General features: G+C 64.3%; 23 protein-coding genes. 8 read left to right on the forward strand and 15 right to left on the reverse strand.

The annotated features are described in order from the left end of the window. Positions 1-18: 18 nt before the first annotated feature. The 3 genes from ACVW17_RS31485 to ACVW17_RS31495 are packed head-to-tail and all read right to left on the reverse strand — an operon-like array spanning position 19 to position 3,106. Positions 19-900 carry a branched-chain amino acid ABC transporter permease gene (locus tag ACVW17_RS31485; protein WP_456755489.1) on the reverse strand — a complete coding sequence of 294 codons (882 nt, stop codon included), beginning with the start codon at positions 898-900 and terminating at the stop codon, positions 19-21. A 7-nt stretch (positions 901-907) separates the two neighbouring features. Then, on the reverse strand, positions 908-1,678 hold the full coding sequence (locus tag ACVW17_RS31490) for an ABC transporter ATP-binding protein (RefSeq protein ID WP_456755490.1): 771 nt from the start codon (positions 1,676-1,678) through the stop codon (positions 908-910). A gap of 6 nt (positions 1,679-1,684) precedes the next feature. Further along, entirely contained in the window at positions 1,685-3,106 is a 1,422-nt protein-coding gene (locus tag ACVW17_RS31495; RefSeq protein ID WP_456755491.1) for an LLM class flavin-dependent oxidoreductase, read from the reverse strand. Between the two features lie 288 nt (positions 3,107-3,394). On the opposite strand from ACVW17_RS31495, the gene ACVW17_RS31500 reads away from it, so the two are divergent. After that, positions 3,395-3,523 carry a hypothetical protein gene (locus ACVW17_RS31500; RefSeq protein WP_456755492.1) on the forward strand — a complete coding sequence of 43 codons (129 nt, stop codon included), beginning with the start codon at positions 3,395-3,397 and terminating at the stop codon, positions 3,521-3,523. A gap of 93 nt (positions 3,524-3,616) precedes the next feature. Continuing rightward, on the forward strand, positions 3,617-4,840 hold the full coding sequence (locus ACVW17_RS31505; RefSeq protein ID WP_456755493.1) for an acyl-CoA dehydrogenase family protein: 1,224 nt from the start codon (positions 3,617-3,619) through the stop codon (positions 4,838-4,840). 158 nt (positions 4,841-4,998) lie between these two features. On the opposite strand, the gene ACVW17_RS31510 is transcribed toward ACVW17_RS31505, so the two are convergent. The 4 genes from ACVW17_RS31510 to ACVW17_RS31525 are packed head-to-tail and all read right to left on the reverse strand — an operon-like array spanning position 4,999 to position 9,541. Next, complete coding sequence (locus tag ACVW17_RS31510; RefSeq protein WP_456798250.1) at positions 4,999-5,916, reverse strand: ABC transporter permease; 918 nt, start codon at positions 5,914-5,916, stop codon at positions 4,999-5,001. After that, the gene (locus ACVW17_RS31515; RefSeq protein WP_456798251.1) at positions 5,913-7,004 is read right to left on the reverse strand and encodes an ABC transporter permease; all 1,092 of its coding nucleotides are present in this window, start codon (positions 7,002-7,004) and stop codon (positions 5,913-5,915) included. The genes ACVW17_RS31510 and ACVW17_RS31515 overlap by 4 nt, the downstream gene beginning before the upstream one ends. Further along, the gene (locus tag ACVW17_RS31520; protein ID WP_456798252.1) at positions 7,001-8,581 is read right to left on the reverse strand and encodes an ABC transporter ATP-binding protein; all 1,581 of its coding nucleotides are present in this window, start codon (positions 8,579-8,581) and stop codon (positions 7,001-7,003) included. Before ACVW17_RS31520 ends, ACVW17_RS31515 begins: the two co-directional genes overlap by 4 nt. A gap of 6 nt (positions 8,582-8,587) precedes the next feature. Next, a complete protein-coding gene (locus tag ACVW17_RS31525) occupies positions 8,588-9,541 on the reverse strand; it encodes a BMP family protein (RefSeq protein ID WP_456798253.1) in 954 nt (317 codons plus the stop codon). Positions 9,542-9,872: 331 nt separating this feature from the next. Here ACVW17_RS31525 and ACVW17_RS31530 point away from each other — a divergent pair, with 331 nt between their 5' ends. Genes ACVW17_RS31530 through ACVW17_RS31540 form a run of 3 tightly spaced genes read left to right on the forward strand, consistent with a single transcriptional unit; the run spans position 9,873 to position 12,554 of the window. Beyond that, a complete protein-coding gene (locus ACVW17_RS31530; RefSeq protein ID WP_456798254.1) occupies positions 9,873-10,676 on the forward strand; it encodes a cysteine hydrolase family protein in 804 nt (267 codons plus the stop codon). Between the two features lies 1 nt (position 10,677). Beyond that, on the forward strand, positions 10,678-11,886 hold the full coding sequence (locus ACVW17_RS31535; protein ID WP_456798255.1) for an amidase: 1,209 nt from the start codon (positions 10,678-10,680) through the stop codon (positions 11,884-11,886). Beyond that, positions 11,883-12,554, forward strand: a complete 672-nt coding sequence (locus ACVW17_RS31540) for a TetR/AcrR family transcriptional regulator (RefSeq protein ID WP_456755500.1) — start codon at positions 11,883-11,885, stop codon at positions 12,552-12,554. The genes ACVW17_RS31535 and ACVW17_RS31540 overlap by 4 nt, the downstream gene beginning before the upstream one ends. Positions 12,555-12,588: 34 nt before the next feature. Here the strand turns inward: ACVW17_RS31540 and ACVW17_RS31545 are convergent, their stop codons facing one another. The 8 genes from ACVW17_RS31545 to ACVW17_RS31580 all read right to left on the reverse strand — a co-directional run bounded on the left by ACVW17_RS31545 (position 12,589) and on the right by ACVW17_RS31580 (position 22,306). After that, on the reverse strand, positions 12,589-14,211 hold the full coding sequence (locus ACVW17_RS31545) for a choline dehydrogenase (protein ID WP_456798256.1): 1,623 nt from the start codon (positions 14,209-14,211) through the stop codon (positions 12,589-12,591). Between the two features lie 54 nt (positions 14,212-14,265). Next, a complete protein-coding gene (locus tag ACVW17_RS31550; protein ID WP_456755502.1) occupies positions 14,266-15,375 on the reverse strand; it encodes an ABC transporter ATP-binding protein in 1,110 nt (369 codons plus the stop codon). Positions 15,376-15,390: 15 nt separating this feature from the next. Continuing rightward, entirely contained in the window at positions 15,391-16,194 is an 804-nt protein-coding gene (locus ACVW17_RS31555) for an HAD-IIB family hydrolase (protein WP_456755503.1), read from the reverse strand. Continuing rightward, positions 16,191-17,720 (reverse strand): FGGY-family carbohydrate kinase, encoded by a 1,530-nt coding sequence (locus tag ACVW17_RS31560; protein WP_456798257.1) that lies wholly within the window; start codon positions 17,718-17,720, stop codon positions 16,191-16,193. Before ACVW17_RS31560 ends, ACVW17_RS31555 begins: the two co-directional genes overlap by 4 nt. Before the next feature lie 67 nt (positions 17,721-17,787). After that, positions 17,788-19,314 carry an ABC transporter substrate-binding protein gene (locus ACVW17_RS31565; RefSeq protein WP_456798258.1) on the reverse strand — a complete coding sequence of 509 codons (1,527 nt, stop codon included), beginning with the start codon at positions 19,312-19,314 and terminating at the stop codon, positions 17,788-17,790. A 50-nt stretch (positions 19,315-19,364) separates the two neighbouring features. Beyond that, complete coding sequence (locus ACVW17_RS31570) at positions 19,365-20,255, reverse strand: carbohydrate ABC transporter permease (RefSeq protein WP_456755506.1); 891 nt, start codon at positions 20,253-20,255, stop codon at positions 19,365-19,367. Next, positions 20,255-21,196 (reverse strand): carbohydrate ABC transporter permease, encoded by a 942-nt coding sequence (locus ACVW17_RS31575; protein WP_456755507.1) that lies wholly within the window; start codon positions 21,194-21,196, stop codon positions 20,255-20,257. The genes ACVW17_RS31570 and ACVW17_RS31575 overlap by 1 nt, the downstream gene beginning before the upstream one ends. A 72-nt stretch (positions 21,197-21,268) precedes the next feature. Further along, complete coding sequence (locus tag ACVW17_RS31580; protein WP_456755508.1) at positions 21,269-22,306, reverse strand: sugar-binding transcriptional regulator; 1,038 nt, start codon at positions 22,304-22,306, stop codon at positions 21,269-21,271. A 138-nt stretch (positions 22,307-22,444) separates the two neighbouring features. Between ACVW17_RS31580 and ACVW17_RS31585 the strand changes: the two genes are divergently transcribed. From ACVW17_RS31585 to ACVW17_RS31595, 3 genes are read left to right on the forward strand one after another with little or no spacing between them, the layout of a single operon-like run. After that, entirely contained in the window at positions 22,445-23,764 is a 1,320-nt protein-coding gene (locus ACVW17_RS31585; RefSeq protein ID WP_456755509.1) for an iron-containing alcohol dehydrogenase, read from the forward strand. Positions 23,765-23,779: 15 nt separating this feature from the next. Then, the gene (locus ACVW17_RS31590; protein WP_456755510.1) at positions 23,780-24,505 is read left to right on the forward strand and encodes an SDR family oxidoreductase; all 726 of its coding nucleotides are present in this window, start codon (positions 23,780-23,782) and stop codon (positions 24,503-24,505) included. 32 nt (positions 24,506-24,537) lie between these two features. Beyond that, on the forward strand, positions 24,538-25,227 hold the full coding sequence (locus ACVW17_RS31595) for a class II aldolase/adducin family protein (RefSeq protein ID WP_456755511.1): 690 nt from the start codon (positions 24,538-24,540) through the stop codon (positions 25,225-25,227). Positions 25,228-25,294: the final 67 nt, after the last annotated feature.

A 25,294-nucleotide genomic window follows, 5' to 3' on the forward strand; every position in this document is an offset into this window, starting at 1 on the left:
GCCGATCGCAGACATGCATCAAATCCTTTCGATCGGCGCTTCGCCGAACAGGCCGGCCGGGCGGATCAGAAGGAAGGCGACCGCCAGCACATAGGCAAACCAGGTCGACACGCTGCCGCCCAGCAGGCTTCCGAGATAGATTTCAGCGAGGCTGTCGCCGGCGCCGACGATCAGCCCGCCGATGATCGCGCCGGCGATCGAGGTGAATCCGCCGATGATGAGCACCGGCAGCGCCTTGAGCACGACCAGGGTGAGCGCGAACTGAACGCCCTGGCGTGCACCCCAGAGCAGCCCCGCAATCAGGGAGACGAAGCCGGCAACGCTCCAGACGATCTGCCACAGCGTCTGGAGCCGAATCCCGATCGAGAGGGCGGCCTGGGGATCGTCGGCGATCGCACGCAGCGCGATCCCAACGCGTGTCCTGTTAAAGAAGATCGAGAGCGCGATCACGAGAATGCCGGCCGTGCCCGCGGCCGCCAGGTCGAACTGGCTGATCTGAACTCCGCCGATCTCGATCGGGGTATCGACGATCCCGAGATCGAGTTCGTGCACGCTCGCGCCCATCACGATCTGCGCGACGCCCTCGATCACGAAGGAGACACCCAGCGTCGCCATGAACAGCGTGATCTGCGGCCGGTTGACCAACGGCCGCAGCACGACGCGCTCCACCGCGATCCCGAGCGCCACCATGACCGAAAGCGTGATCAGCGCGGCCAGCCAGAAATCGATACCCTTGTCGCGCAAGGTCACGAAGGTCAGCGCCGCACACAGCACCATCGACCCCTGCGCGAAATTGAAAACGCCGGATGCCTTGAAGACCAGCACAAATCCGATCGCAACCAGCGAGTACATGACTCCGGCAAGCAGGCCGCCAACCAGCGTTTCGACGAAGAAGCTCATCTGGACCTCAATGTGTCGTGCCCAGGTAAGCGGAGATCACGTCCGGGTTCCGACGCACGTCCTCCGGAGACCCATCGCCGACCTTGCGGCCGTAATCGAGCACGACCACGTGATGCGACAGCCCCATCACGACGCTCATGTCGTGCTCGATCAGTACGATGCTGGTGCCGAGGCTCGCGTTGGTCTCCAGAATGAAGCGGCTCATCTCCTGCTTCTCGTCCTGGTTCATCCCGGCCATCGGCTCGTCCAGCAGCAGCAGGCTGGGGCCACCGACCAGGGCACGCGCAAGATCGACCCGCTTCTGGACACCGTAAGGAAGCGTCGCGACAACCCGGTCACGGTGTTTGGTCAAGTCGAGAAAGGCGACGATCTCGTCGACCCGCTGGTTGAACTCGCGCGACTCGCGCCGGTCCCGACCGACACCGAAGGCGTGCTCGAGCATCGTCGAGCGGCAATGCCGGATCAGTCCGGCCAGCACGTTGTCGAGCACGCTGAGATGCCGGAACAGGGCATTGTGCTGGAAGGTCCGGCCAATGCCCAAATGCGCGGCCTGCGCCGGGCGGATGCGGACAAATTGCTCACCATTGAAGGTGATGCTGCCCCTGTCGGCCCGGTAGACTCCGTTGATGATGTTGAGCAGCGAGCTCTTGCCGGCTCCGTTCGGCCCGATCAGCGCGCAAATCTCGCCTCGCTCCACATCGAAGCTGAGGGCATTGAGCGCCTTGATCCCCTTGAACGACAGCGAGACGTCACGCAACTGCAGAATGGGCTCGGCCATCGCTCATCACGCCTCGACGGGCTGCCGCGGAGCGACGCCGGCCGCCTCGCGCTCGCGGCGCTTGACCGCCTCAATGTCGCGATAGGCCGCAGCGGGATGACTCGAGGGCAGATACGGGCCCTCTCCGAACAGCTTCTCCCGCAGAGTGCCGGGACGATAGCCGCTCGGATAGACGCCGCGCTTCTGCAGCTCCGGAACCAGCAGGTTGACGACGTCCTCGAAGGTCTCCGGCGTCACCGCGTAGGCGAGATTGAATCCGTCGACGTCGGTCTCCTCGACCCACTGCTGCAGGATATCGGCCACCGTCGACGCCGAGCCGACGAACACCGGACCGAGCCCGCCGATACCGCCCCAGCGCGCCAGTTCCTCGATGGTCCAGGACTTGCTGCCACTGGCGAGATTGTCGACGACGGAAACGATCGCATTGGTCTCGACCTTCTTGACCAGATCGGTCGGCGCGTATTGCCCGAAGTCGATGCCGCTCCAGCCGGACATGAACACCAGCGCGCCGTCATAAGAGGCGTATCGCTGATACTCCCTGAACTTTGCCTCGGCCTTGGCGTCGGTTTCATCGACGATCACCGTAACCAGATTGTAGGTCAGGACCTTGCGCGGATCGCGGCCGGCTTCAACCGCCAGCCGCCGTACCTCGGCCACGTAGGACTTCAGGACCGGCTTGATCGGAGCGGCGACAAACACGCATTCGGCGTGCCCGGCAGCAAAGGCCTTGCCGGCACCTGAGGCACCGGCCTGATACAGCACCGGCGTCCGCTGCGGCGACGGCTCACAGAGATGATAGCCCGGCACGTCAAAGTATCGCCCCTTGTGCGCGATCTCGTGAACTTTCGACGGGTCGGTGAATATCCGCTTCCCGGCATCGCGCAGGACGGCCCCCTCCTCCCAGCTGCCCTCCAACAACTTGTAGAGCACCTCGGTGTATTCGGCCGCCACCTCGTAGCGGTTGTCGTGTCGGCGCAGACCGCCCTGGCCGATATTCTTTGCCCCACTCTCCAAATACGAGGTCACGATGTTCCAGCCGACGCGCCCCTTGCTGTGATGATCCGCAGTCGAAAGCCTGCGCGCGAACGTGTAGGGATGCTCGAATGACGTCGATGCCGTGATGCCGATGCCGAGATGTTCGGTAGCCAAGGCAATGGGAGCGACCAGTTGCAAGGGGTCGTTGACGGGAATCTGCGCGGCCTGCTCAAGCGCATGGAACAGAGAGTTCTTGTAGACGTCATAGTAGCCGATCACGTCGGCGATGAAGATGCCGTCAAATATCCCACGCTCCAGCGTTCGCCCGAGGTCCTGCCAATAGTCGAGATCCTTGTACTTGTAGGAACGATCTCGCGGATGCGCCCAGACGCCGGGAGACTGATGGCCGACACAGTTCATGTCGAACGCATTGAACCTGATCTGTCGCGCCATTCGCACTTCTCCGTCGTGTCGCTTGGCGCGACACCGTTGGCTCATTTCGCGCGACATCTCGCCACAAGACGCGATCGATCGTCCATCGCGTTTATCGATCTCTTTCGAGATGCTTCTTTCGTTGTACCTCGCTACCGGATGAGAAACTCACTCTTCGTACTCGAGCCTGACATCGAAATCATGCAGCTCAACTCTCGATATATGCACCGAAGATAACAGGCTTCGCTTCGATCGCATGAGACGATGCATAGACCTGGCGTCGATGAGATGGCGTGTTATGAGCTGATCATGATCGCGGACATCGCAACCTCGATGTGCGACTTCACCTCACTGCGGGCATCGGGCAGAATGCCCGCGCAGCAGAATCGTTCTCCGCGCATCCTGCCGCTCCAAACGATCGTGCTCCATCAGAACTGAAATTCAGTCTGGCTCTCGTCGACCCGCGGACTATTCTTCGGAACAACAAGACCCGTCCATTCAAGGACCGATCGAGCGATCGGACACAGCACGATGACTATTCATCCCGGCATACCGAACATCACCGACGACGCCCTTCACAAGCGCTTCGCTCCAATCTTTGAGACGATCGCAGCGGGCGCGGTGGCGCGTGAACGAAACCGCACGTTGCCGACCGAGCAGATCAGACTGTTGAAGGAGGCGGGCTTCGGAGCCCTGCGCGTGCCGATCGAGTTCGGAGGGCTCGGCGCAACGCTCCGCCAGACGTTTGACCTGCTGATCGACCTCGCCGCCGCGGACTCGAACCTGCCGCAGGCGCTGCGGGCACACGTCAACCTGGTTGAAGACTTGCAACTGAACGAGAATGAGGCCATCAAGGCTCGGTGGCTCGGCGCAATTGCAAAGGGCGCCCTTTTCGGTGTCGCCGTTACCGAGCCAGGACTTGGCGCGGTCGATCGTTATCGGACCGCCATCACTTCAGACGGAACTGGGCTTCGGCTCAATGGGCTGAAGTATTACACGACCGGCACGCTGTACGCCGATCACCTGCTCGTCGCGGCCGACCGGAACGGCAAACGAGTTACCGTTATTGTCGATACCGGCCAGCCAGGTGTCGGCGTCGCGGACGATTGGGACGGCTTCGGCCAGCGGCTCACGGCAAGCGGCACCGCGGAGTTCAAGGATGTCGCGGTGACCGAGGACCGGATCATCGGCCCCGGCTATGGAACGGAAGGCCGAGTATTCGGAACGGCTCACGTCCAGCTGATCCTGCTCGCCACCCTCGCAGGGATTGCGAAGCGCGCCGCGGCGGATACCGGCGACTGGATCAAGGCACGAACGCGCACGTTCACCCATGCGGTCGCTGACCTGCCACGCAACGATCCCCTGGTGCAGCAGGTCATCGGCCAGCTCCTCAGCGCGGCGTTTGGCGCGCGGGCAACGGTGCTCGCCGCCGTCGACGAGCTGGCGCGGACGCTTGACGGCCGTCACCAGGACCCTCAACAGCTCGATGCCTCAGAACTTGCGGCGGCGCAGGCCCAGGTGACCGTCATCAAGCTCGTGCTCGACGCCGTAACCACGCTTTTCGAGGTAGGTGGCGCCTCGCTCAGCTCGGAGACGCTCGCCATCGATCGGCACTGGCGCAATGCTCGGACCATCGCTTCCCACAACCCCGCGATCTTCAAGCTCCGCGCGATCGGCGCGTACGAGTTGAACGGCGAGACCCTTCCATATGCCTGGAGTGCCGGTGTTCGTTCAACAAGGCAGCGGAGCAACTAGGCTTGCTTCTGATAACCTGGCGGCCTGCCCCAACTCAAATATCGAAAACAACCCCATGCAAAGGAGCACCCCGGCTGGGATCGTCGTCTAGCTCCCGACCCGCATCGCCCGATGGAACCGGCGCGACGCCGGCCGGTCGCCTATCCAACCGGGGGCCATCAGCGCCGGTATGGAACACCTAACGCCGATGGCGCCGCCTGGCGGCCGACAAGGCCGCCCACCGCCAGCAGGGCGAGAAGATACGGCAGCATGATCAGCAGCGCGTTGGGTACGTTGACACCGAGCGCGGGCAACTGGAATTGCAGCGCGGTCGCCGCCCCGAACAGCAAACAGGCCAATACGGTCCCGCCGATCCGCCACTTGCCGAAGATGACGGAGGCGATCGCAAGATATCCGGCGCCGCGGGTCATGCCCTCGGTGAAGGTGTGGATGTCGCCGATCGACAGGAAGGCCCCGGCGAGCGCCGCCATCAAGCCCGCGAAAATCACGCAGGCATATCGGATGCGCCCGACCGACAGGCCCGACTTGTCGACGGCCTTGGGCTCCGCGCCGGCCGCATGGATCGCGAGACCGATCGACGTGTAGCGCAGCACCAGCGCGGTGACGATGATCACGGCGACGCCGGCGTAGAGCAGCCACACCTGCTCGAATACGGCCGGACCAATGATCGGAATGTCGCCGAGCAGCGGCGGCTTCACCTTGGCAAGCCCGGGTATTTCCGCGCGCGACCGCGCGCCGAAAATCTCGCGATAGGCGAGCGTGGTGGCGCCGAGCACCAGGATATTGATGCCGATGCCCGATACGATCTGGTTGGCGCGCAGCGTGTTGCTGAGGAACGCCTGCAGCAGCGCGACCGGGACGACCGAGACGATGCCGATCAGGAGGCCAATCAGCGGATCGCCGCTCGCCCAGGCGCCCACAGCGGCGGCAAACGCCGACATCAGCATCATGCCCTCGATGCTCATGTTGAGCACACCGGCACGCTCGGACACCATCTCGCCGATGCCGGCGAGCAGCAGCGGGGTCGCCAGCCGGATCGAGGAGCCCAAGAAGACCGCAAACAGCTCCCAGGTCATCGCTGCTCCCACTTCTCGATGAAGAGGCCGGCGCCCGCCAGCGTCACGACGATCAGGCCCTGAATCACCAGCACCAGCGCGGTCGGCACCGCGGCGACCATCTCCATGTTGATGCCGCCGGAGCGCATGAAGCCGAACAGCAGCGACGCGGCGATCACGCCCGGAATCGAGCCGCGCGACAGCAGTCCCGCGACGAGGCCGTCGAAGCCATAGCCGGACGAGAATCCGTCCTTCAGCGTGTATTGCTCGCCGAGCAGCATCAGCGCGCCCGCAAGACCGCCGAGCGCGCCGGCGGTCGAGAGCGCGAAAATGACGGTCCTGGCGTAGGAGAATCCGGCCCGCTTGGCCGCAACGGGATTGAGACCGATCGCGCGCAGGCGAAAGCCCAGGATGGTACGCGACAGGACCACGCCGACGATGACAGCGAGGATCAGTGTCAGGGGCAGCCCGACGTGAACCGGGAAGGAATAGTCGCCGGTCAGCAGCGGAAGCTGCGTCGATTCCGGAATCTCGAGCGATTCAGGCAATGTCGCCGAGCTCGTCATCGGCTTGCGCAACAGCGATGGAGACTGCACGGACCAATAGAGCAGCCAGACCCCGATGAAGGAGAGCAACAGGGTCGAGATCACCTCGTTGGTACCCGACTTCACCTTCAGCACGGCGGCAAGCGCGCCCCAAAGCGCGCCGGCAATCACGGCCGCTAGCGTCGGGAGGATGAAGGCGAGGCCCAGCGGCAGCCCGCTGACATGGCCGTAGAGCGCGACCGCGGTGGCCGCGATGCCGCCGACCGCGATCTGGCCCTCGCCGCCGACATTGGTCAGGTTGGCGTGGTTGGCGAGCACGAAGCCGAAACCGACCAGCGCGAACACCGAGCTGCGGTTGAGCGACGCCGCGAGCGCGAACGGCGAACCGAGGGTCCCGTCAACGAACGCTGCGACCGCCTTCGGCACGGAAACGCCGATCAGCGCGATCAAGACGAGCCCGACCGCGGACGCGAAAGCCACCGCAAGCACGGGCACGATGAGTGCCGGACGCAGCGCAAATCGCGGCAACGCCGCCGGCGGACGCTCCTGATTCACGGCGGTCATTGCGGCTGCCCCGCCATCATGGCGCCGATCGCTTCTTTTCGCGCCGGATCGGCCGGGCAGGATCCCATGATGCGGCCCCGGTAGAGCACGATGATGCGGTCGGCAACGGTCAGGAGCTCATCGAGCTCGGATGACACCAGCAGCACCGCAATGCCGCGACCGCAGGCTTCTCGGATGTGGCTGTAGACTGCGGCGACCGCACCGACATCGAGGCCGCGGGTCGGCTGCGCTGCAACCAGGCACGACAGGTTCGGCAGCGTGATTTCGCGGGCGAGCACCGCCTTCTGCTGATTGCCGCCGGAGAGCGAGGAGAACAGCGATCCCGGTCCGCGGGCGCGGACGTCAAAGCGCTGCATCAGGACGTTCGCCTCGCGCTCCAGCGCGGCGCGGTTGAGGAAGCCGAAGCGGGTGAACTCGTCGAGCCGGTTGAGATAGATGTTTTCGGCAAGGCTCATGCCGAGCACGCAGCCGACGGCATGACGGTCCTCCGGCACGATGCCAATGCCGGCCGCCGTGATCTGCTGCGGCGATCGGCCGGTCAGGTCGGTCGCGCCGAGATGGATGCGTCCCTCGGTCGGCTCCATCATGCCGGCAAGCACGGCCGTCAGTTCACTCTGACCGTTGCCCTCGACGCCGGCGACGCCGACGATCTCGCCGCGATCGACCGTGAGCGTGAAATTGTCGAGCCGGGTGACACCCTGACTGTCCTTCACGGTCAGGCCGTCGATCTGCAGCGCCTCGATCCTGGTTTTCGCAGCCGGCCCATGACCGACATGCGTGACGGGCTCGAGCCCGAGGATCGATGCCGCGGAGGTGTCGAGCGCGTCGACATTGCCCTGGATCATCGCGCGCACCAGCGCGTCGATATCGCCGGCCGGATCGCTCGATGTTGCCACCGTGCGGCCGCCGCGCAGCACCGTGACGCAATCGGCGACCTTCTTGATCTCGGCGAGCTTGTGGGTCACAAGCACCACCGCGCGGCCGCCGGCCGCGACCCGGCGGCAGACATCGAGCAGCGCCGAGATTTCATCCGGAAGCAGCACCGCGGTCGGTTCGTCAAGCACGAACAGCTGGGGATCGCGGATCAGGCACTTGACGATCTCGACCCGCTGCCGCTCGCCGACGGAGAGCTGCTCGATCTTTGCGAACGGGTCGAGCGGCAGGCCGTATTCGGCGGCAACCTTCTCGAGCTGCTGCGCGCACTGCTTGCGGTTGAGAATGCCGCGCTCGCGGCCCAGCAGCACATTGTCGACGACACTCATGTCGTCGACGAGGCTGAAATGCTGGTGCACCATCGCGATGCCCTGCGCCAATGCGTCCGCCGGCCCGGCGGGCTGGAACGGCGCACCGCGATAGCGCATGACGCCGCCATCGGGCCGGTGCACGCCGAAGATCAGGTTGCACAGCGTCGACTTGCCGGCACCGTTCTCTCCCAGGATGCAGTGCACCTCGCCGCGCCGGAGCTCGAGCGAGACCTCCGACAACGCGGTGAAGCTGCCGAACCGCTTCGTCACCTCCGACAGGGTGAGCAGCGGCTCGGCTGCGGCTGCGACCGATGCCTGGGACATGACGGTCATCAGGCCTCAGCCCTTCAGCACTTTGATCTTGCCGTCGAGCAGATCCTTCATGATCTGGTCGAGCTTCGCCTTCTGCTCGGGCGTCGCACCGCAGATCACCATGCTGGACGCCTCGGGCCCCATCTTGAGGCCGAACTCCTTGTAGCCGGCCTTCCACGAGCCCTTCACCGCCTCGTCGATCGCATATTGCACCTGGTAGCCGGTGCCGGTGATCGAATAGGCGACGTAGAGCGGATCGGTGCCGCAGCGATCGGTGTAGCTGCCGATGATGTGGGTGCCCTTCTCCTTCGCCGCCTGCTCCATTCCGCGCAGGCCGAGGTTCAGGATGTGGTAGTGGATGTCGGCACCTTGCGCGATCGCGGCCAGGGTTGCTTCCTTGGCCTTGGCGACGTCGTCGAAATCGCCGGTATAGTTCTCGGTATACTTGATGTTCGGGTTGATCGACTTCGCGCCGTTGCCGAATTCCTTGCCGGCGTTGACGATCGAGGGAATTTCGAGGCCGCCGACATAGCTGATCGCGCCGGTCTTCGACAGCATCGCGGCCGCGGCACCGGCGACATAGGCGATCTCGGCCTGCTTCACGTCATAGCCGGCAACGTTCGGCGCGCTCTCCCCGTCATTGCCGCCGACGATCGAGAAATGCACCTTGGGAAAGCGCTTTGCGATCTTGTACACCGACGCCTGGGTCTGGCCGCCCACGCCGATCACCAGTTCATTCTTGCTCGCCAGATTGGTCAGCGCCTGATCCATGTCGGCGTAGTTGATGTTCTCGATCATCTGCACCTGGACCTTGTCGCCGTACTTCTTTTCGGCGGCCATCAGGCCGTCATAGGACGACTCCATCCATCCCTTGTCGGACTTCGATCCCGGAATGAGGATGCCGACCTTGAGCGGATCGGCGTGGGCCGCGTTTGCGGAAAGCGCAAGCGCGCCGGCAAGCAGCGCGGCCTGAAAAACCAAACGGCATGACCTCATGGAAAAACCTCTTGCACAGCGCGTTAAATCGTCCGGCAACGTTCGCGCAGCAAGCGGCATGCCAGAGGTTCAATGCATTGATTTCACTCAATAATCACATTGAGAAGTCCGCTCGAAACAAACAAATGCTTACTTTTTATCCAGACCGCGTGAGCATTTGTCGGATTCATGGGCAAAGGGACCGGCGCGCAAGCGAGCCGGCGTTGAAAATCCTCGCGAAATATCTCTGGCAGCGAATTTGCACTTCCTCATCGCCATCCATGCACCGAGCGCGCAACGCGATCCGCACGCCGGCCTCGCTTGAGAGGAGAGGACCATGAAGACGAGTGAACAACGCGCGGAGCCGACCTCGGGCGGACGGCTTGGACTCGGCAGGCAATACACATGGTGGGCGACCGAAACCGACGTGAACATGGCGATGCCGCAGCCGACGCCGGTTGCCGTGACCATTGCGTGCGCGCCGCAGAACGTCACGGTCGATCTCCTGCGCGCCGCGATCATCGTCATCGACATGCAGAACGATTTCTGCGCGGCCGGCGGCTGGGTCGACCACATCGGCGGCGACTATCGCCCGGACCGCAAGCCGATCGAGCCCCTGCAACGCCTGCTGCCGGCGCTGCGCAAGGCCGGCGTGCCGGTGATCTGGGTGAACTGGGGCAATCGGCCCGATCTGGCCAACATGCCGCCGAACCAGATTCACCTCTACAAGCCGAAGGGCACCGGCGTCGGGCTCGGTGATCCCCTGCCCGGGAGCGGCGCGCACGTGTTGGAGAAGGATTCATGGGCCGCCGCGATCGTCGATGAGCTGCCGCAGGAGCCGCAGGACATCAAGGTCGACAAGTATCGCATCAGCGGCTTCTGGGACACGCCGCTCGACAGCATCCTGCGCAATCTCGGCGTCAGGTCGGTGCTCTTCGCCGGCGTCAATACCGACCAATGCGTGATGCATTCGCTGACCGATGCCAACTTCCTCGGCTATGGCTGTCTCCTGGTCGAAGATTGCTGCGCCACCTCGTCACCGGACTTCTGCACCGAGGCGACGGTGTGGAATGTGAAGAAGTGCTTCGGCTTCGTCACGGACTCCTCCGCCATCATCAGCGCGCTCGAGAAGCGCGGCTGACGTGGGTACGGCCGACACGACGGGACGCGGACCGGACGCCGATATCGGCGCATTCGTTCCCGGACCACCGGTTGCGCTGGAGCCGACGGCCACCGGGCCACTGCGTGGCCTGGCCTTCGCAGCGAAGGACCTGATCGATGTCGCAGGCCATGTCACCGGCGGCGGCAACCCTGACTGGCAGCGCACGCATCCGCCGGCGGCAGGCTCGGCACCGGCCGTGAACCGGCTTCTGGCCGCGGGCGCTTCATTGCGCGGCAAGACCGTGACCGACGAACTCGCCTTCAGCCTCGAAGGCGTCAATGCCCATTACGGTACGCCACTGAATGCGGCCTGCCCGGATCGGATCCCCGGTGGATCATCGTCGGGTTCAGCCGCCGCGGTGGCCGCCGGCCTGGTCGACTTCGCACTCGGCACCGACACCGGCGGATCGGTGCGCGTGCCGGCGAGCTTCTGCGGCCTGTTCGGCTTCCGCCCGACCCACAACGCGATTCCGTTGGCGGGCGTCGTCCCGTTCGCGCCGTCCTACGACACGATCGGTTGGCTCGCGCGCGAAGCCGCAACGCTCGCCGCGGTCGGCGATGTCCTGCTGCCAATGACCGCGCCGCCGCGCATCACCAGATTGATCGCCGTGCGCGACGCGCTCGAGCTGGCCGATGGCTCGGTCGGCGCGGTCATGCGCGACGCCTGCGCAAAGCTCGGCGTCAGCGACGAGATTACGATCTTTGACGACCGTGGCGACGACTGGCGCGAATGCTACCGGGTGCTTCAGGGAGCAGAAATCTGGCGCGAGCTGGGCGCCTGGATCACGGCAACGAAGCCGGCCTTCGGCGATAACATCGCCCCGCGCTTTGCGGACGCAGCGTCCATCACCTCAGCAGAGGTCGCACGTTGGACGCCGATTCGCGCGGCCTTCGCGGCGCGCGTCCGGGCGAAGCTTGCGGATGGCACAGCGCTGGTGATCCCAACGGCACCCTCGCCTGCCCTGCGGAAGGACGCCGGCGGCGAGGAGATCGGCGCCTTCTATCAAAGGGCATTGGCGCTGACCTCGATCGCCGGTCACGCCGGCTTGCCCCAGATCACGGTTCCCGTTGGCCTGGTCGATGGCTGCCCCGTCGGCCTGTCGATCGTCGCCCCGGCCGGTCACGACCGTGCGCTGCTCGATGGCGCCCGCGCCTGGGCGCTTCCATTCACGGCCAGCAGACTGACATGACCGAACGTCTCTCCTCCAGCGCAGATCACAATCCAAAGCCGCGGCGGCGACCGCGCCGCTCCGCCGAGCAGAACCGTGCGGAGATCCTGCGCGCGGCGACGGCCGAGTTCGCCGCACATGGCTATGCCGGTGGCCGCATCACCCGGATCGTCAAGAAAGCCGGCGCCAACCCGCGGATCATCTACGAGTTGTTCGGCAGCAAGTCCGAGCTTTATGTCGCAACCCTGGAAAGCGCGCTCAGCGCGCTGCGAACCGAAGAGCTCACGCTCGACGTGATGCATCTCGATCCGCTGGAGGGACTGCTGAAACTGTTCGATTTCATGAACGGGCATTTCGAACGCAACGGCCACCTCGTGAGCCTGCTGCGGACCGAGAACCTGCTGAAGGCGCGCTTCATGAAGAAGTCGCCGCGCATCCACGAGATGTCCTCGCCGGTTCTATCGATGACCAAGCGCCTGCTGGCGCGCGGTGTCGCCGAGGGCGCGCTTGCCCCCGATATTGATCCGCTGCGACTTTACGTCATGATCGCTGCGTTGAGCCAGTTTCATCTGACCAACGTCCACACGCTGTCTTCGATGTTCGCCAGCGACCTTGCAGACCCGGCGTGGCGCGCCAGCCGACGCGACGACGCACGCAAGATGCTGGCGGCCTATCTGAAGCGAAGCTGACCTTCGGTGAAGGTCTGCCGGCATCAGCGGACAGCTATTGCACCTCCATCAGCCTCGCCTTCGCCGCGAGAGGCTGCCGGCCGAGGATGAAGTCCGCGGCCTTTTCCGCAATCATGATCGTCGGTGCGTTGGTGTTTCCAGAAACCAATCGCGGCATGATGGACGCGTCGATGACCCGCAATCCCTCGATGCCGTGGACGCGAAGGCGATCATCGACGACGGCAAGCGGGTCGGAACCCATCTTGCACGTGCCGACCGGATGATAGATGGTTTCGGCGGTTTGACGCACATAGGCATCGACGTCTGCATCTGAATTCGCGCGAGGACCGGGGGCATATTCTTCGCCTCGATACGGGTCGAACGCCTTTTGGGCGATGATGTCACGGCCGATCCTGATGCCGTCGCGCATGTTGGCCCTGTCCTTTTGTGCCTCCAGATAGTTCGGCTGGATCGAGGGATGCTGCCGCGGATCCGCCGATCTGATCTTGATCGTGCCGCGACTTTCGGGACGCGCGATGTTGAAGTAGGCCATGAAGCCGTGCTCGTTGGTGATCTGGCGACCGTGATCGCTATACATCAACAGAACGAAGAAATATTGCAGATCCGGTGCGACCAGATCGGGTTGCGATTTCAGGAACGCCATCGCCTCCAGTCCATGGGACGTCGCCGGCCCCGTCCTGGTCAGCACATACTGGATGAAGGCCTTGGTGGCGCCGAGCGGCTTGGTGTGCTTGAGGAACGAGATCGGCTGGGTGCAGCGCTGCTTGACGCCGCAGGCAAGGTGATCCTGCAGATTCTGGCCGACGCCTTTCAGCTCGTGGACGACCTTGATCCCGAGCGATTGCAGATGATCGCCATCGCCGATCCCCGACAGCTGCAACAGTTGCGGCGAGTTGATCGCGCCGCCCGACAGGATCACCTCGCGCTCGGCCCGCAGCGTGTGGAGCTGGCCGTTCCGGATATACTCGACGCCGACGGCGCGGCCGCCTTCGACCAGGACGCGCGACGCCAGCGCCTTGGTGATCACCTGGAGGTTCGGACGGCTCATGACCGGATGCAGGTAGCACCGCGCCGCGCTGGCGCGCCGGTTGTCACCGATGGTGCTGTCGACCGGACCGAAGCCTTCCTGGTCCGCAGCGTTGAAGTCGTCGGTCGCGGGAAATCCGGCCTGCTTGCCGGCTTCGAACCATGCCCTGGTCAGCGGATGGGTGATCTCCTTCATCCTGCTCGTCAGCAATGGGCCATCGCCGCCGTGATAAGCGTCGGCTCCCGTCTCGCGTCCTTCCGAGCGGATGAAATAAGGCAGGCAGTCCGCGGCAGACCAGCCTCGATTGCCGAGCTGCGCCCACATGTCGTAGTCGGAGACATGGCCGCGGATATAGACCATGCCATTGATCGCGCTTGATCCGCCCAGCACCTTGCCGCGCGGCCAGAACAGGATGCGGTCGTTCAGATGCGGCTGCGGATCGGTGTGGTAGTGCCAGTCGACGCTGCCCGACTTCATCAGCGCGAGGTATCCCGCCGGCATATGGATGAACGGATTGGTGTCCCTGCCGCCGGCCTCGAGCAGCACGACCTTGCTGTCCGGGGATGCTGACAGACGGTTCGCCAAGACGCATCCGGCCGAGCCTGCGCCGACGATGACGTAGTCCACCATGTTTTCCTCCGGCTTCTTATGTTTGGTGACGCCCGCGCGGCCGCGGCGCTCGAGCTAGGCCCGCATCAGGGTACGCGACGGGGTCTCGTTGGGCCCATTGATGACCTTGCCTGTGGTCGGGTCGAACAGGCGGATGCGGTCGAGTGCGGGAACCAGGCTGATCGGATCGTCAGGCGCCAATTCGAGGCGATCTTGTGTGATGGCGCAGATCTCCTGTCCTCCGATATCCGCGTAGATATGAATTTCGGGACCGGTCGGCTCGACGACGGACACCTTGGCCGGGATGCCCGCGCCGCTGGTATCCGGCCGCAGATGCTCGGGCCGGATGCCGTACTTCACGACCTGCCCCGCGGTCACATTGGCGCCCGGCGGCAAGGGCAGTGAGACGCCGTTGGCGCGCACAACCAGCCGGCCCGCTTCGGCGGCGACCTCGCCGGACAGGAAATTCATCGACGGCGAGCCGATGAACTCGGCGACGAACAGGTTCGCCGGACGGTCGTAGATGTCGAGTGGCTTGCCGATCTGCTCGATGTGGCCGTCGCGCAGCACCACGATGGTATCGGCCATCGTCATCGCCTCGATCTGGTCGTGGGTGACATAGACCGTCGTGGTCGACAGCTTGTGGTGCAGCTCCTTGATCTCGGTTCGCATCTGCACGCGCAGCTTGGCGTCGAGGTTCGACAACGGTTCGTCGAACAGGAACACGGAGGGATCCCGCACGATGGCACGGCCCATCGCCACGCGCTGGCGTTGACCACCGGACAACTGCCGCGGCTGGCGGTCGAGATAAGGCGTGAGATTGAGGATCGACGCGGCCCACTCCACCTTGCGCCGGATCTCCTCTTTCGGGACCTTCTTGAGCTGCATCGAGAACGCCATGTTGTCGAACACGCTCAAATGCGCGTAGAGCGCGTAGTTCTGGAACACCATCGCGATGTTGCGGTCCTTCGGATGCAACTCGTTGACCACGACATTTCCGATGCTGATCTGGCCCGACGTGATCGGCTCGAGACCCGCGATCATCCGCAGCAGCGTCGATTTTCCGCAACCGGACGGCCCCAGCAGCACGACGAATTCGCCGTTGGCGATCGAGAGATCGATGCCGTGCAGCACCTCGAACCCGCCATAGGATTTGCGTACGCTATTGATGGTGACCGATGCCATGACTGAACCCTTCCGCTACGCAGCCGCCCGCGCCGACAAAATGTGCTCCGCAATCTCGACGAAGCCCTCGCCGCCCCGCTTGTTGGCCACGAAGGCCGGCGTTGCAGCCATCGCGCCTTCGAAGTCCCGGACATTCGCGACACCGCAGGCATATGGAAAGAACCCGAACATGGGCGCGTCGTTCGGACTGTCGCCACAGAACACAATGCGGTCCCTGGCGGCATCGAGATCGAGGCCCAGCCTGTCGCGCAGGAAGATCCGGGTCATGGCGAGCTTGTCGTAGCGGCCGAACCATCCGTTGACGTGGATCGACGACACCTTGGCGATGCCGCCTGCGCTCTCGAACAGCCACACGATCTTGTCGACGGCATCGCGCGGCAGCGGCGGCACGTCCTCGCAAAAGTCGATCGCAAGATCCGCCTCGCGGTAGAGCTGGTCGGCGGAGATCGCAGCTCCCGGCACCTCGGACAGGATCCGCTCACTGAGCGCCCGCAGCTTGTGCCGGTTGGCGGCGCGTTCGGCTTCGCTCGCAATGAACTTGCGCTCCATCTTGCGCGCGACCGGATCGTGCCGGAAGTAGAACGCGCCGTTCTCCCCGATCACGCCGTCGACCGGCCAGAACCGCGCAATCATGTCGCACCAACCCGCCGGCCGGCCGGTGACCGGGACCACGGCGAGGCCGGCCGCGCGCAGACGTTCCAGCGCGGCGTAGGAGGCCGCGGAGAGCTGGCCGTCCGTGGTCAGCGTGTCGTCGATATCGGTCAGGACGCAGACGATCCGACGCGCGGTCTCCGCGGGAAAGCACGAGATCGGCTTCATGAGGGCGCGCCCTCGGCGAACGCCGCGAGGCGCGCGTTCCAATCGAGCATCTTCGGCCAGAGGTCGGCGTGGATGGCGCGCAGCTCGGCATAGCGCGCGACATTGGCCGCGACAGGCTGGAAGATCCTGGCCGGCGGCCGTGTCATCGCCGCGGTTGCCTCGGCAATGGTCCCATACCAGCCACAGCCCTTGGCGGCGGCAATCGCAGCACCGAGCGACGAGGCTTCGCGTGCCGTCGAGCGGGACACCGGACGCCCCGAGGCATCGGCCAGGATCTGCAGCCAGAGATCGCTGTCCGACCCGCCGCCGATCGCCGAGAACTGCCCGATCTCGCCGCCGGTCACCGCCGCGATCTTCTCGGCTTGCGCGGCAACCTCGAGCGCGATGCCCTCCAGCAACGCGCGATAGATCGCGCCGCGCCGGGTCGAGCCCGACAGCCCGGCGATGACGCCGCGCGCATAGGGGTCCCAATAGGGGGTCATGCAGCCGAGCCAGTACGGCAGCACCACGACGCCCCCCGCCCCGATCGGACATGTTGCGGCTTCAGCTTCGAGCGCCTTGAACGTGCTGCGCTGCGCCGCCGGATCGATCCCGAACATCTCGCGCGCCATCCAGTCGACCAGGAACGTTCCGGTCCGGACGCACTGCTCGTAGATGTAGCCGTCGTCGCACACCGCTTTCTCGGTGCGGAATGCGCGGTCATAGGCATAGTTGAGGCCGTAGCTGCCTGAGACAACGGCCGTGCCCAGATTGATGTAGGCGCTGCCCGGCGAGGTGACGCCGGCGCCGGTGCTGGCGCATTGGCCGTCGCCACCGCCGGAGATGACCGGCGTCCCGGCGGACAGACCGGTGAACGCGGCTGCCGTCGGCGTGACCTCACCCATCCGCATGCCGGGCCGCTCCAGCGACGGCAGCTTTTCCGCGGCAATGCCTGCGGCATCGAGGATCTCGACCGACCAGGTGTTGCGCGTCATATCGAGCAGCCCGGTCGGATCGGCTGACGCCGTCGATGTCCGCCACTGACCGGTCAGGCAATGCGTCAGATAGCCGTGAACCTCGGCGAACCGTGCGGTGCGCGCGAAGATGTCAGGCTCCTGCTCCGCCATCCAGATGATGCGGTACAGGCACGGCAACACGTCCAGCGGCTTGCCGGAAATCGCATGGACGCGTTCGGCCCCGAACGACTTGCCGAAGCGCACGACCTGCGGCCGCGCCCGCTCGTCGAGCCAGGTCATGCCGGGCCTGATCGCGGTGCCGTCCTCGCTGAACGCACTGAACGTCTCGCGCTGATTGGAGATCGCCAACGCCGCGATGCGGCCGGCGCCGACCTGGTCGGTGATGCCGCGCAAGGCGGCCGCCGTCGAATCCCACCACTCGTCCGGGTTCTGCTCGAAATAACCCGGCTGCGGATTGGCAAGGCCGATCGCCTTGCGTCCTTCCGCGACGGCACGACCGCTGCGGTCCCAGGCGATCGCCTTGGTCGCCGAGGTCGAGCTGTCGATACCGATCACCAGATCCTTGGTCATGCCGCCTCATTCCACAAGACGCGAAGGCGGCCGAGGTCGCCTTCGCAAGTTCTTGTCGTGCGGGCCCCTAGAGCAGGCCGGCATCCTTCACCTTGGCATCGATGTCCTTGGCCAGGGCATCCATGCACTTCTGCGGGTCGCCGCCATAGGCCTGGCCGGTGAGCAGCTTGCCGAGCTCGGTCGGGATCTCGTTGGTCGACAGGCCCGCCCACAGCGCCATGTGCGGCTCGGTCGCCATCGCATTGTCGATCACCCACTTCACCGTTTCGAGGTGCCGCGTGGTGCCGGCGCCGACCTTGGCCTTCGCCTTGACCCGTGGATCGGCGAACGAGGAGTTGCGCATCGGTGCGAAGCCGCCGAGCAGCGTGCAGCGCGTCATGATCTCCTTGCAGCAGCCCCACTGCATGAAGATCCACGCCGCTTCCTTGTTCTTGGAGTATTTCGACAGCGAGATGCACGAGCCGCCCTGATGGCCGAGATTGGGCTGCTCGTTGAATCCGGCATCCGACGGCGAGCGCAGCTTCTTGGCGGTCAGCGGCTTCGCCGGCTCCCACAGGCCCTTGACCTTGGAATCGTCGGCGTCGAGACCCGGGAAGAATTCATCCCAGCTCTGCACCAGCGCCACCTGGCCCGAATGCATCATCTCGAACTGGCCGTCCCAGGTCGATGCCGTCGAGTTCGGCGGCGAGACCTTCAGCAGCTCCTGGTACCATTTCAAGCCGGCAACGCCCTGCTCGTCATTGCCCGAGAATCTCTTGTTCTTGTTGAAGATCGACCCGCCATGGCCCCATACCGCCTGGCTCCAGTCGCATTCCAGCGAGTAGTGGCCGGACTTGGCCTGCAGGCCGGTGCCGAACACGCCGTTGCCTTTCTCGGCTTCGGTGATCTGCTTTGCGGCAGCGAGGAAATCCTCGTAGGTGGTCGGCACCGCGATCTTGTGCTTCTCGAGGATGTCCTTGCGGTACATCAGCGTGAAGATCGGAATGTCGAACGGAATGCCCATCCACTGTCCTTCGACCTGGGCGACGTTCTTGACCAGCGGCTTGGAGAAGTCGTCCCAATCGAAATCCGGCATCGCCAGTTCCGGCTTGTCCTTGTAGTAGGCCACCGGATCGACGCAGTCGGGCTGGAACATCGAGATCCAGGACTGATCGAGATAATAGAGGTCATAGGACCCGAGCTGGCCCTGCACGTCCTGCGTCGCCTTGGCGAGCACCTGCTCGAGCGGCACGATCTCGACCTCGACCTCGATGCCGGTCGGATCGGTGAACTCCTTCTTGATCTGGTTGAGGATCACCGACGGCGGCGTCGACTCGGTCGAGTAGCGGATCTTGGCGCCCTTGAACTTGCTGCCGACGTCCTTCAGCCATTTGGCCTGATTGTCCGGCAGCCCCTCGGCATAGGCCGCGCTGGTGAGCATGTTGTCGGTGCGCAAGCCCCTGGGGTTGCCGAGCATGCCGGCCCCGAAGGCGGAGAAGCCGACGCCCGCCAATCCCATCCGGCGCAGGAATTCGCGCTTGGATATCTGCTTGTTGGTGTAGGCGTTGGCGCTATCGACGATGAATGTCTGCTGGTCGAACTTCTTGAAACTCATAGATACTCCTCCCAACGTTTTGTTTGACTTTGTAGTCCCGATCCGCGCGCCTACTCCTTGAGAGATCCGAGGGTCAGGCCACGGACAAGTTGCTTCTGAACCAGCAGGATGAAGATGAAGCTCGGGATCACGGCGGTGGTGCCGAGAGCCGCGATGAATCCCCATTCCGAGCCGGTCGAGGTGACGAAGGTCGTGATCTTGACCGGTAGCGTCCGTATCGAGTTGGTCAGGAACAGCGACAGCAGGAATTCGGTCCACGAGAAGATGAAGCAGAGCACGGCGGTCGCCGCGACACCGCCCTTCACCATCGGCAGCACGACGCGCCAGAATATCTGCAAGCGCGAAGCCCCGTCGATCATGGCGGCTTCGTCGACGTCGACCGGCACGTCGTCATAGAAGGACTTCATCAGCAGCACGGCAATCGGCAGGTTGATCAGCGTATCGACGATGATCAGGCCAAGCCGGGTGTCGAGCAGCGACATGTAGTGGAACATGAAGACCACGGGCACGATGATCGCGATCGGCGGCATGAAGCGCTGCGACAGGATCCAGTTCAGATAGGCCTGCCGCCCGTAAAAGCGCATCCGTGACAGCGCGTAGGACGCCAGCACCGCCAGCAGCACCGTCAGCGCGGTCGCACCGATCGCGACGATCAGGGAATCGATGATGGTCTGCCGGCTGTCGTAGGAGCTCGCACCGCCCACTCCAAAGGTATTGCCGGATTCGATCGCAAGCTCAGCCCGCGACTTTCCGAGCATGGTGACCTGATAGTTCACCAGCGTCGGCTTGAAGTCGAACCAGACGATCCCGTCCTTGTCGAAGATCGCCGATGTCGGCTTGAACGACGTCAACGCCCACCAGAACAGCGGGAACATGAAGATGCCGACCACGAGCACCGCGGCCACGTCACGCAATCGCTTCTGCCAGAATGTTTCCTGCATCAGAACCGCACCTTGAACAGCTTGATGAACAGGCTCGAGGTGACGATCACCAGCAGCAGCGTGAACAGTGAGATCGTCGAGGCATAGGGGAAGTCGGCGTTCTTGAAGTAGATGGTGCCGGCGTAGGACGTCAGCGTCTCGGTCGCGGTGCCCGGCCCGCTATCCGTCATCACCTTCACGTAGTCGTAGATGCGGAACAGATCGACGCCGCGGATCAGGACTGCGAGCGCGATGATCTTGGAAAGCATCGGCAAGGTCAGCCGGAAGAAGGCCTGGCTCGTGGTCGCGCCATCGATCGCGGCGGCCTCGAACGGCTCCTTCGGCAAGGCACGCAGCCCCGCCAGCATGATCAGGACCATGAACGGCGTCCATTGCCAGATATCAGCCAGCAGGACGCCCAGCAGCGCCGTGCTCCCCGAAGCCAGGATCGGATGCTGCGGCGGCCACAGGCCGAGCGACACCAGGCCGGTGCTGATCACGCCAAAGGATCCATCCAGCATCAGCAGGAACATCATGCCCGTGACCGCAGGCGGCACCACGAGCGGCAACGTCATCAGCGCACGCAGCAGCCCATAGCCCTTGCGATCACTGTCGAGCAGCAGCGCGATGGCAAGCCCAAGGCAAAGCTCGATCAGAAGCGCCGTGACGGTGTACAGATAGGTGTGGCCGATCGCACCCCACACCCGGTCGTCGGCGAACAGCTTTCCCCAATTCCAGGTGGGATTGAAGACATTCAGGCGCGTGATCGGGTTGCGCTTGAAGAACGACAGCCAGAGTGCATAGAGCAACGGATAGACACCGAACGCCAGGATCAGCGCGGTGATCGGCGCGAGCCACGGAAACGGGTGCTCCGAGGTCAGAAATCGCGGCCAGGCACGGCGGCGCGGCGTCTCCGATACCGGCACGTCGACAGCCAGACTAGGTACCTGGTTCGAAACCATAGACGTTTCCTCGCGCATCTTTTTTCTCATGGCGCCGGGCTCTGCGGCCGGTTCGCCTCGTTCTCGGGGTCTTCAGGGCCGGCGCGGCACTCCGGTTCGGGACGATCGAGCCGCGCGCGGCACCAGCGCTCTCGCCGTTGCCACGTCGGTGACCAGGATGGTTGCGTAATTGTTGTTGAGCGCGGCGAACACCGCGTCGATCTTGTCGGCGCCGCCGGCAATGCAGATCCGTTCGGGCACCTCGGCGATTTCGTCGAGTGTCAGGCCGATCATCCGGTTGTCGAGCGCGCCGAGCAGCGGCTTGCCATCGCGATCGATGAAGCGCCCGCTGACCACGCCGACCGCTCCGCGCGCGACATATGGCCCGATGTTCTCCGGCGACATGTAGCCGCTGCGCATCGCGGTGCCGGCATCGTCGACGCTGCCGACACCGAACAGCACCTTGTTGCTGGTGCGGATGATCCTGAAGGTCTCGACCAGCGCCGGCTCCTGCACGAACAAGCGCTTGATCTGGGCGGTCGAGACGATGCCGGGCGCGTGCAGGTTGACGCAGCGCGCGCCGAGCCTGGTGGCGATGTTGGACGTGCACAGCTCCGGCGAAAACTCCGTCGTCCCGATCGAACAGCCGGTGATCTGCGCGACGGTGACGCCGGGAAGCTTCATTTCGGGCAGCGCCGCCGACAGCGCCTGCACCGTGCGCCCCCAGGACACCCCGAGCACATCGTCGGGCTGCAACCGCTCGATCAAAAGCCGCGCGCCGGCCATGCCGATCCGCTCATGCACCGGCAGCCGGCCGCCATCATCAGGCACGACAAGGCAATTGGTCAGCCCGTAGGCGTCCGCGACCTCGCGCGCGAGACCGATGGTCTGCAGATGCCGCGACGACACCGCGATGGTGACGATGTTGCGGTCGCGGGCCTCCTGCAGGAAGTTCACCACCGACGCGCGCGAGACGCCAAGCTGATCGGCGACCTCCTCCTGCGTCATGCCCTCTTCGTAATAGAGCCACGCCGCCCATACGACGGGATCGCTGTCGAACTCGGCGGGAATCGACAGCGCCCTGCGCTTGATCCGCGGCGGGGTCACTTGGCGTTGCAGCGTCCGGGTCATCGACGATCCAGTTTCGACGTTCTGTACAAAATGCACACCGAGTTGACATTTGTCAATTGTCTCGCTTAATTGCCAATCGCTTTTGTCAAATGTCACGATCAGGGCGCGACACCGAAGATGTGGCGCGGGATGTTGTCGATGCCGAAGCAGAACTGGACCGCTCTGATTGACGATATGGTGGCTGGCCGCTGGACCAATCCGCTGACCGGCGCACAGATCAAGGTGCCCTACGATTCCATCGTGATCGAGGACAGCCTCGACGGTCGCGAGGCCGACCTGGTCGCATCCCTAGCGCTCGGCGAGCGCCTGGCGCTGGTCGCCGATGAAGCGACTTACGAGGCGATGGGCGCGCGCGTCGAAAAAGCCCTGCGCAAGCTCGGCCCGATCAGGACCATCGTGATGGAGCAGCCCCACGCCGACATGGTCGAAGTTCGCGGCCTGACCGAGGAGTTGCGCGGCTTCGATGCCGTCGTCGCGGTCGGCTCCGGCACCGTCAACGACCTCTGCAAATACGTCACCGGTCTCGACGGGCGGCGTTATTGCGTGTTCGCGACCGCGGCGTCGATGAACGGATATACCTCGTCGACGGCGTCGCTGACGCTCGACAGCGGCTTGAAGGTGTCGCTGCCATCGCACACGCCGTCCGGGTTCTTCGTCGACCTCGCGGTATCCGCTGCGGCGCCGGCTTTCCTCGCCGCATCCGGCTTTGCCGACTGCCTGGCGCGCTCGGTCGCGCAGAACGACTGGTGGATGTCGCACCGGCTGTTGGGCACGGCCTATTTCCAGGAACCCTACACGATCCAGGCCGCCGACGAGATCGAGCTCAACAAGCGCGCCGGCAATCTGCCCAAGGGCGACATCGAAGCCATGGGTTATCTCTATCGCGTGCTGACATTGTGCGGGCTCGGCATTTCCTTCACCGGCATGTCGCACCATGGCTCGATGGGCGAGCACCAGATTTCGCACTATATCGATTGCTTCGCCGGCAACCGGCATCCCGGCAGCCTGCACGGCCAGCAGGTGGGCATCGCATCCCTGAGCATGGCGCGGTTGCAGCAGCACATGCTGTCGAGCGATCAGCCGCCCTCCGTTCAGGCGACACTGATCGATGCAACCGACATGGCGCGCCGCTTCGGCGACGAGGTCGCAGCCCAGTGCCTTGCGGAGCTCAAACGAAAGGCCTTCGACGCTGACGGCGCCATCGCATTCAACCGCAAGCTCGAGGAGACCTGGCCCGCGCTGCGCCGCGAGCTGGCAGGCTTCACCATTCCGGTCGACGAGATGAAGCGGCTGCTCTCGGCTGCCGGCGGCGCCACGACCGCCGCCGAGCTCGGCGTGCCGATCGACCTCTATCACGAGGCCATCATCCATTGCCGCGAAATGCGCAACCGCTTTTCATTCCTCGACATCGCCGCGGATGCCGGCACGCTGGCCGCGTTTGCGCAAGGCGAAATCTAGCGGGAGGGCCGTGACATGACTGCAAAGCCGCTCATCGCCGTGACGGGCGCGAGCTCCGGGATTGGTGAGGCAACCGCCCGCGCCTTCTCTGCCGCCGGCCACCCTGTGCTCATGATGGCCCGGCGGATCGACCGGTTGGAGGCCATGCGCCTGTCCAACTCGATCTGCCGACAGGTGGATGTGCGCGACCGCGCGGCGCTGGCCGCGGCGGTGCGCGAAGCCGAAGCCAAGTTCGGCCCCGTCGACATGATGTTCGCCAACGCCGGCATCGCAAGGCTTGGCGACATCGGCAAGCAGGACCCGGCCGACTGGGACGAGATGATCGCCATCAACGTCAATGGCGTGATGAACAGCGTCCACGCCGTGATGTCGGGCATGATGGCGCGCCGGCACGGCACGCTCGTGATGATGAGCTCGATCGCCGGGCGCAAGGTCTATCCCGATCATACGGTCTATTGCGGAACGAAGTTCTTCGTTCATGGCGTGTCCGAGAGCCTCCGCGAGTATCTGTCGGCGTATGACGTCCGCGTCATCGTGATATCGCCGGGGATTATCGAGACCGAAGTGCTTGACGGCGTGAAGGACCCGGTGACCCTTGCCAATTACAGAGCCAACAAGGCCGCGATCGGTGGCGGCATCGGGGCCGAACATGTCGCAGACCTCATTCTCGACGCCTACAACCTTCCACAGAACGCGCTGGTGCAGGAAATCTGCATCACGCCGACCCGGCAGAAATTCTAAACGCCGGCCGCACCAACCGCCAGGGACCAACGATGACCGACACCGAACTTCAGCTGCGCGAGATGATCATTGCGAAATGCCGCTGGATGAACGCCACAGGACTGAACCAGGGGACGTCCGGAAACATCTCGGCGCGCCACGGCAACACCATGCTGATCTCGCCATCCGCGACGCCCTATGACTCGCTGACTCCAGACATGATCGCGGCGATGCCGATCGACGGCGAATACGGATCATGGGAGGGACCGCTCAAGCCCTCCACCGAATGGCGCTTTCACCTCGACATCATGAAGGCGCGTCCCGAAGTCGGAGGCATCGTTCACACCCATTCCACCTATTCCACCGTGCTGGCGATCGCGCGCAAGGAGATTCCGGCGTGCCACTACATGATGGCGGCGTTCGGCGGCATGAACGTACGCGTCGCCGGCTATGCCAGATTCGGCACCAAGGAATTGTCCGAGAATGCGCTGAACGCCCTGGAGAACCGGACCGCCTGCCTGCTTGCCAACCACGGAATGATCGCAACCGGCGCATCGCTGGAGAAGGCGATGTGGCTGGCAGTCGAGCTCGAGACGATCGCCCGGCAGTACTATCTCACGCTGGCAATCGGCGGACCGGTCATCCTGAGCCAAGCCGAGATTGCCGAGACCGCGGCCGCGTTCGGCAGCTATGGCGTTCAGGATCCGCCCAAGGGGCTTGGCACCCGTCGCGAGAGTGCGTGACCGGCTTCCTGCTGGAGAATCTCCGACCTGCACCTGCGGACATTCGCTGACGAGGATCACTGCGACA

The organism is Bradyrhizobium sp. USDA 4473, assembly GCF_054063335.1.

Coding starts and splice junctions, on each gene's coding strand:
- ACVW17_RS31485 (WP_456755489.1), bottom strand. CDS start 900: ATGAGCTTCTTCGTCGAAACGCTGGTTGGCGGCCTGCTTGCCGGAGTC.
- ACVW17_RS31490 (WP_456755490.1), bottom strand. CDS start 1,678: ATGGCCGAGCCCATTCTGCAGTTGCGTGACGTCTCGCTGTCGTTCAAG.
- ACVW17_RS31495 (WP_456755491.1), bottom strand. CDS start 3,106: ATGGCGCGACAGATCAGGTTCAATGCGTTCGACATGAACTGTGTCGGC.
- ACVW17_RS31500 (WP_456755492.1), top strand. CDS start 3,395: ATGATCGCGGACATCGCAACCTCGATGTGCGACTTCACCTCACTGCGG.
- ACVW17_RS31505 (WP_456755493.1), top strand. CDS start 3,617: ATGACTATTCATCCCGGCATACCGAACATCACCGACGACGCCCTTCAC.
- ACVW17_RS31510 (WP_456798250.1), bottom strand. CDS start 5,916: ATGACCTGGGAGCTGTTTGCGGTCTTCTTGGGCTCCTCGATCCGGCTG.
- ACVW17_RS31515 (WP_456798251.1), bottom strand. CDS start 7,004: ATGACCGCCGTGAATCAGGAGCGTCCGCCGGCGGCGTTGCCGCGATTT.
- ACVW17_RS31520 (WP_456798252.1), bottom strand. CDS start 8,581: ATGACCGTCATGTCCCAGGCATCGGTCGCAGCCGCAGCCGAGCCGCTG.
- ACVW17_RS31530 (WP_456798254.1), top strand. CDS start 9,873: ATGAAGACGAGTGAACAACGCGCGGAGCCGACCTCGGGCGGACGGCTT.
- ACVW17_RS31540 (WP_456755500.1), top strand. CDS start 11,883: ATGACCGAACGTCTCTCCTCCAGCGCAGATCACAATCCAAAGCCGCGG.
- ACVW17_RS31545 (WP_456798256.1), bottom strand. CDS start 14,211: ATGGTGGACTACGTCATCGTCGGCGCAGGCTCGGCCGGATGCGTCTTG.
- ACVW17_RS31550 (WP_456755502.1), bottom strand. CDS start 15,375: ATGGCATCGGTCACCATCAATAGCGTACGCAAATCCTATGGCGGGTTC.
- ACVW17_RS31555 (WP_456755503.1), bottom strand. CDS start 16,194: ATGAAGCCGATCTCGTGCTTTCCCGCGGAGACCGCGCGTCGGATCGTC.
- ACVW17_RS31560 (WP_456798257.1), bottom strand. CDS start 17,720: ATGACCAAGGATCTGGTGATCGGTATCGACAGCTCGACCTCGGCGACC.
- ACVW17_RS31565 (WP_456798258.1), bottom strand. CDS start 19,314: ATGAGTTTCAAGAAGTTCGACCAGCAGACATTCATCGTCGATAGCGCC.
- ACVW17_RS31570 (WP_456755506.1), bottom strand. CDS start 20,255: ATGCAGGAAACATTCTGGCAGAAGCGATTGCGTGACGTGGCCGCGGTG.
- ACVW17_RS31575 (WP_456755507.1), bottom strand. CDS start 21,196: ATGGTTTCGAACCAGGTACCTAGTCTGGCTGTCGACGTGCCGGTATCG.
- ACVW17_RS31580 (WP_456755508.1), bottom strand. CDS start 22,306: ATGACCCGGACGCTGCAACGCCAAGTGACCCCGCCGCGGATCAAGCGC.
- ACVW17_RS31585 (WP_456755509.1), top strand. CDS start 22,445: ATGCCGAAGCAGAACTGGACCGCTCTGATTGACGATATGGTGGCTGGC.
- ACVW17_RS31590 (WP_456755510.1), top strand. CDS start 23,780: ATGACTGCAAAGCCGCTCATCGCCGTGACGGGCGCGAGCTCCGGGATT.
- ACVW17_RS31595 (WP_456755511.1), top strand. CDS start 24,538: ATGACCGACACCGAACTTCAGCTGCGCGAGATGATCATTGCGAAATGC.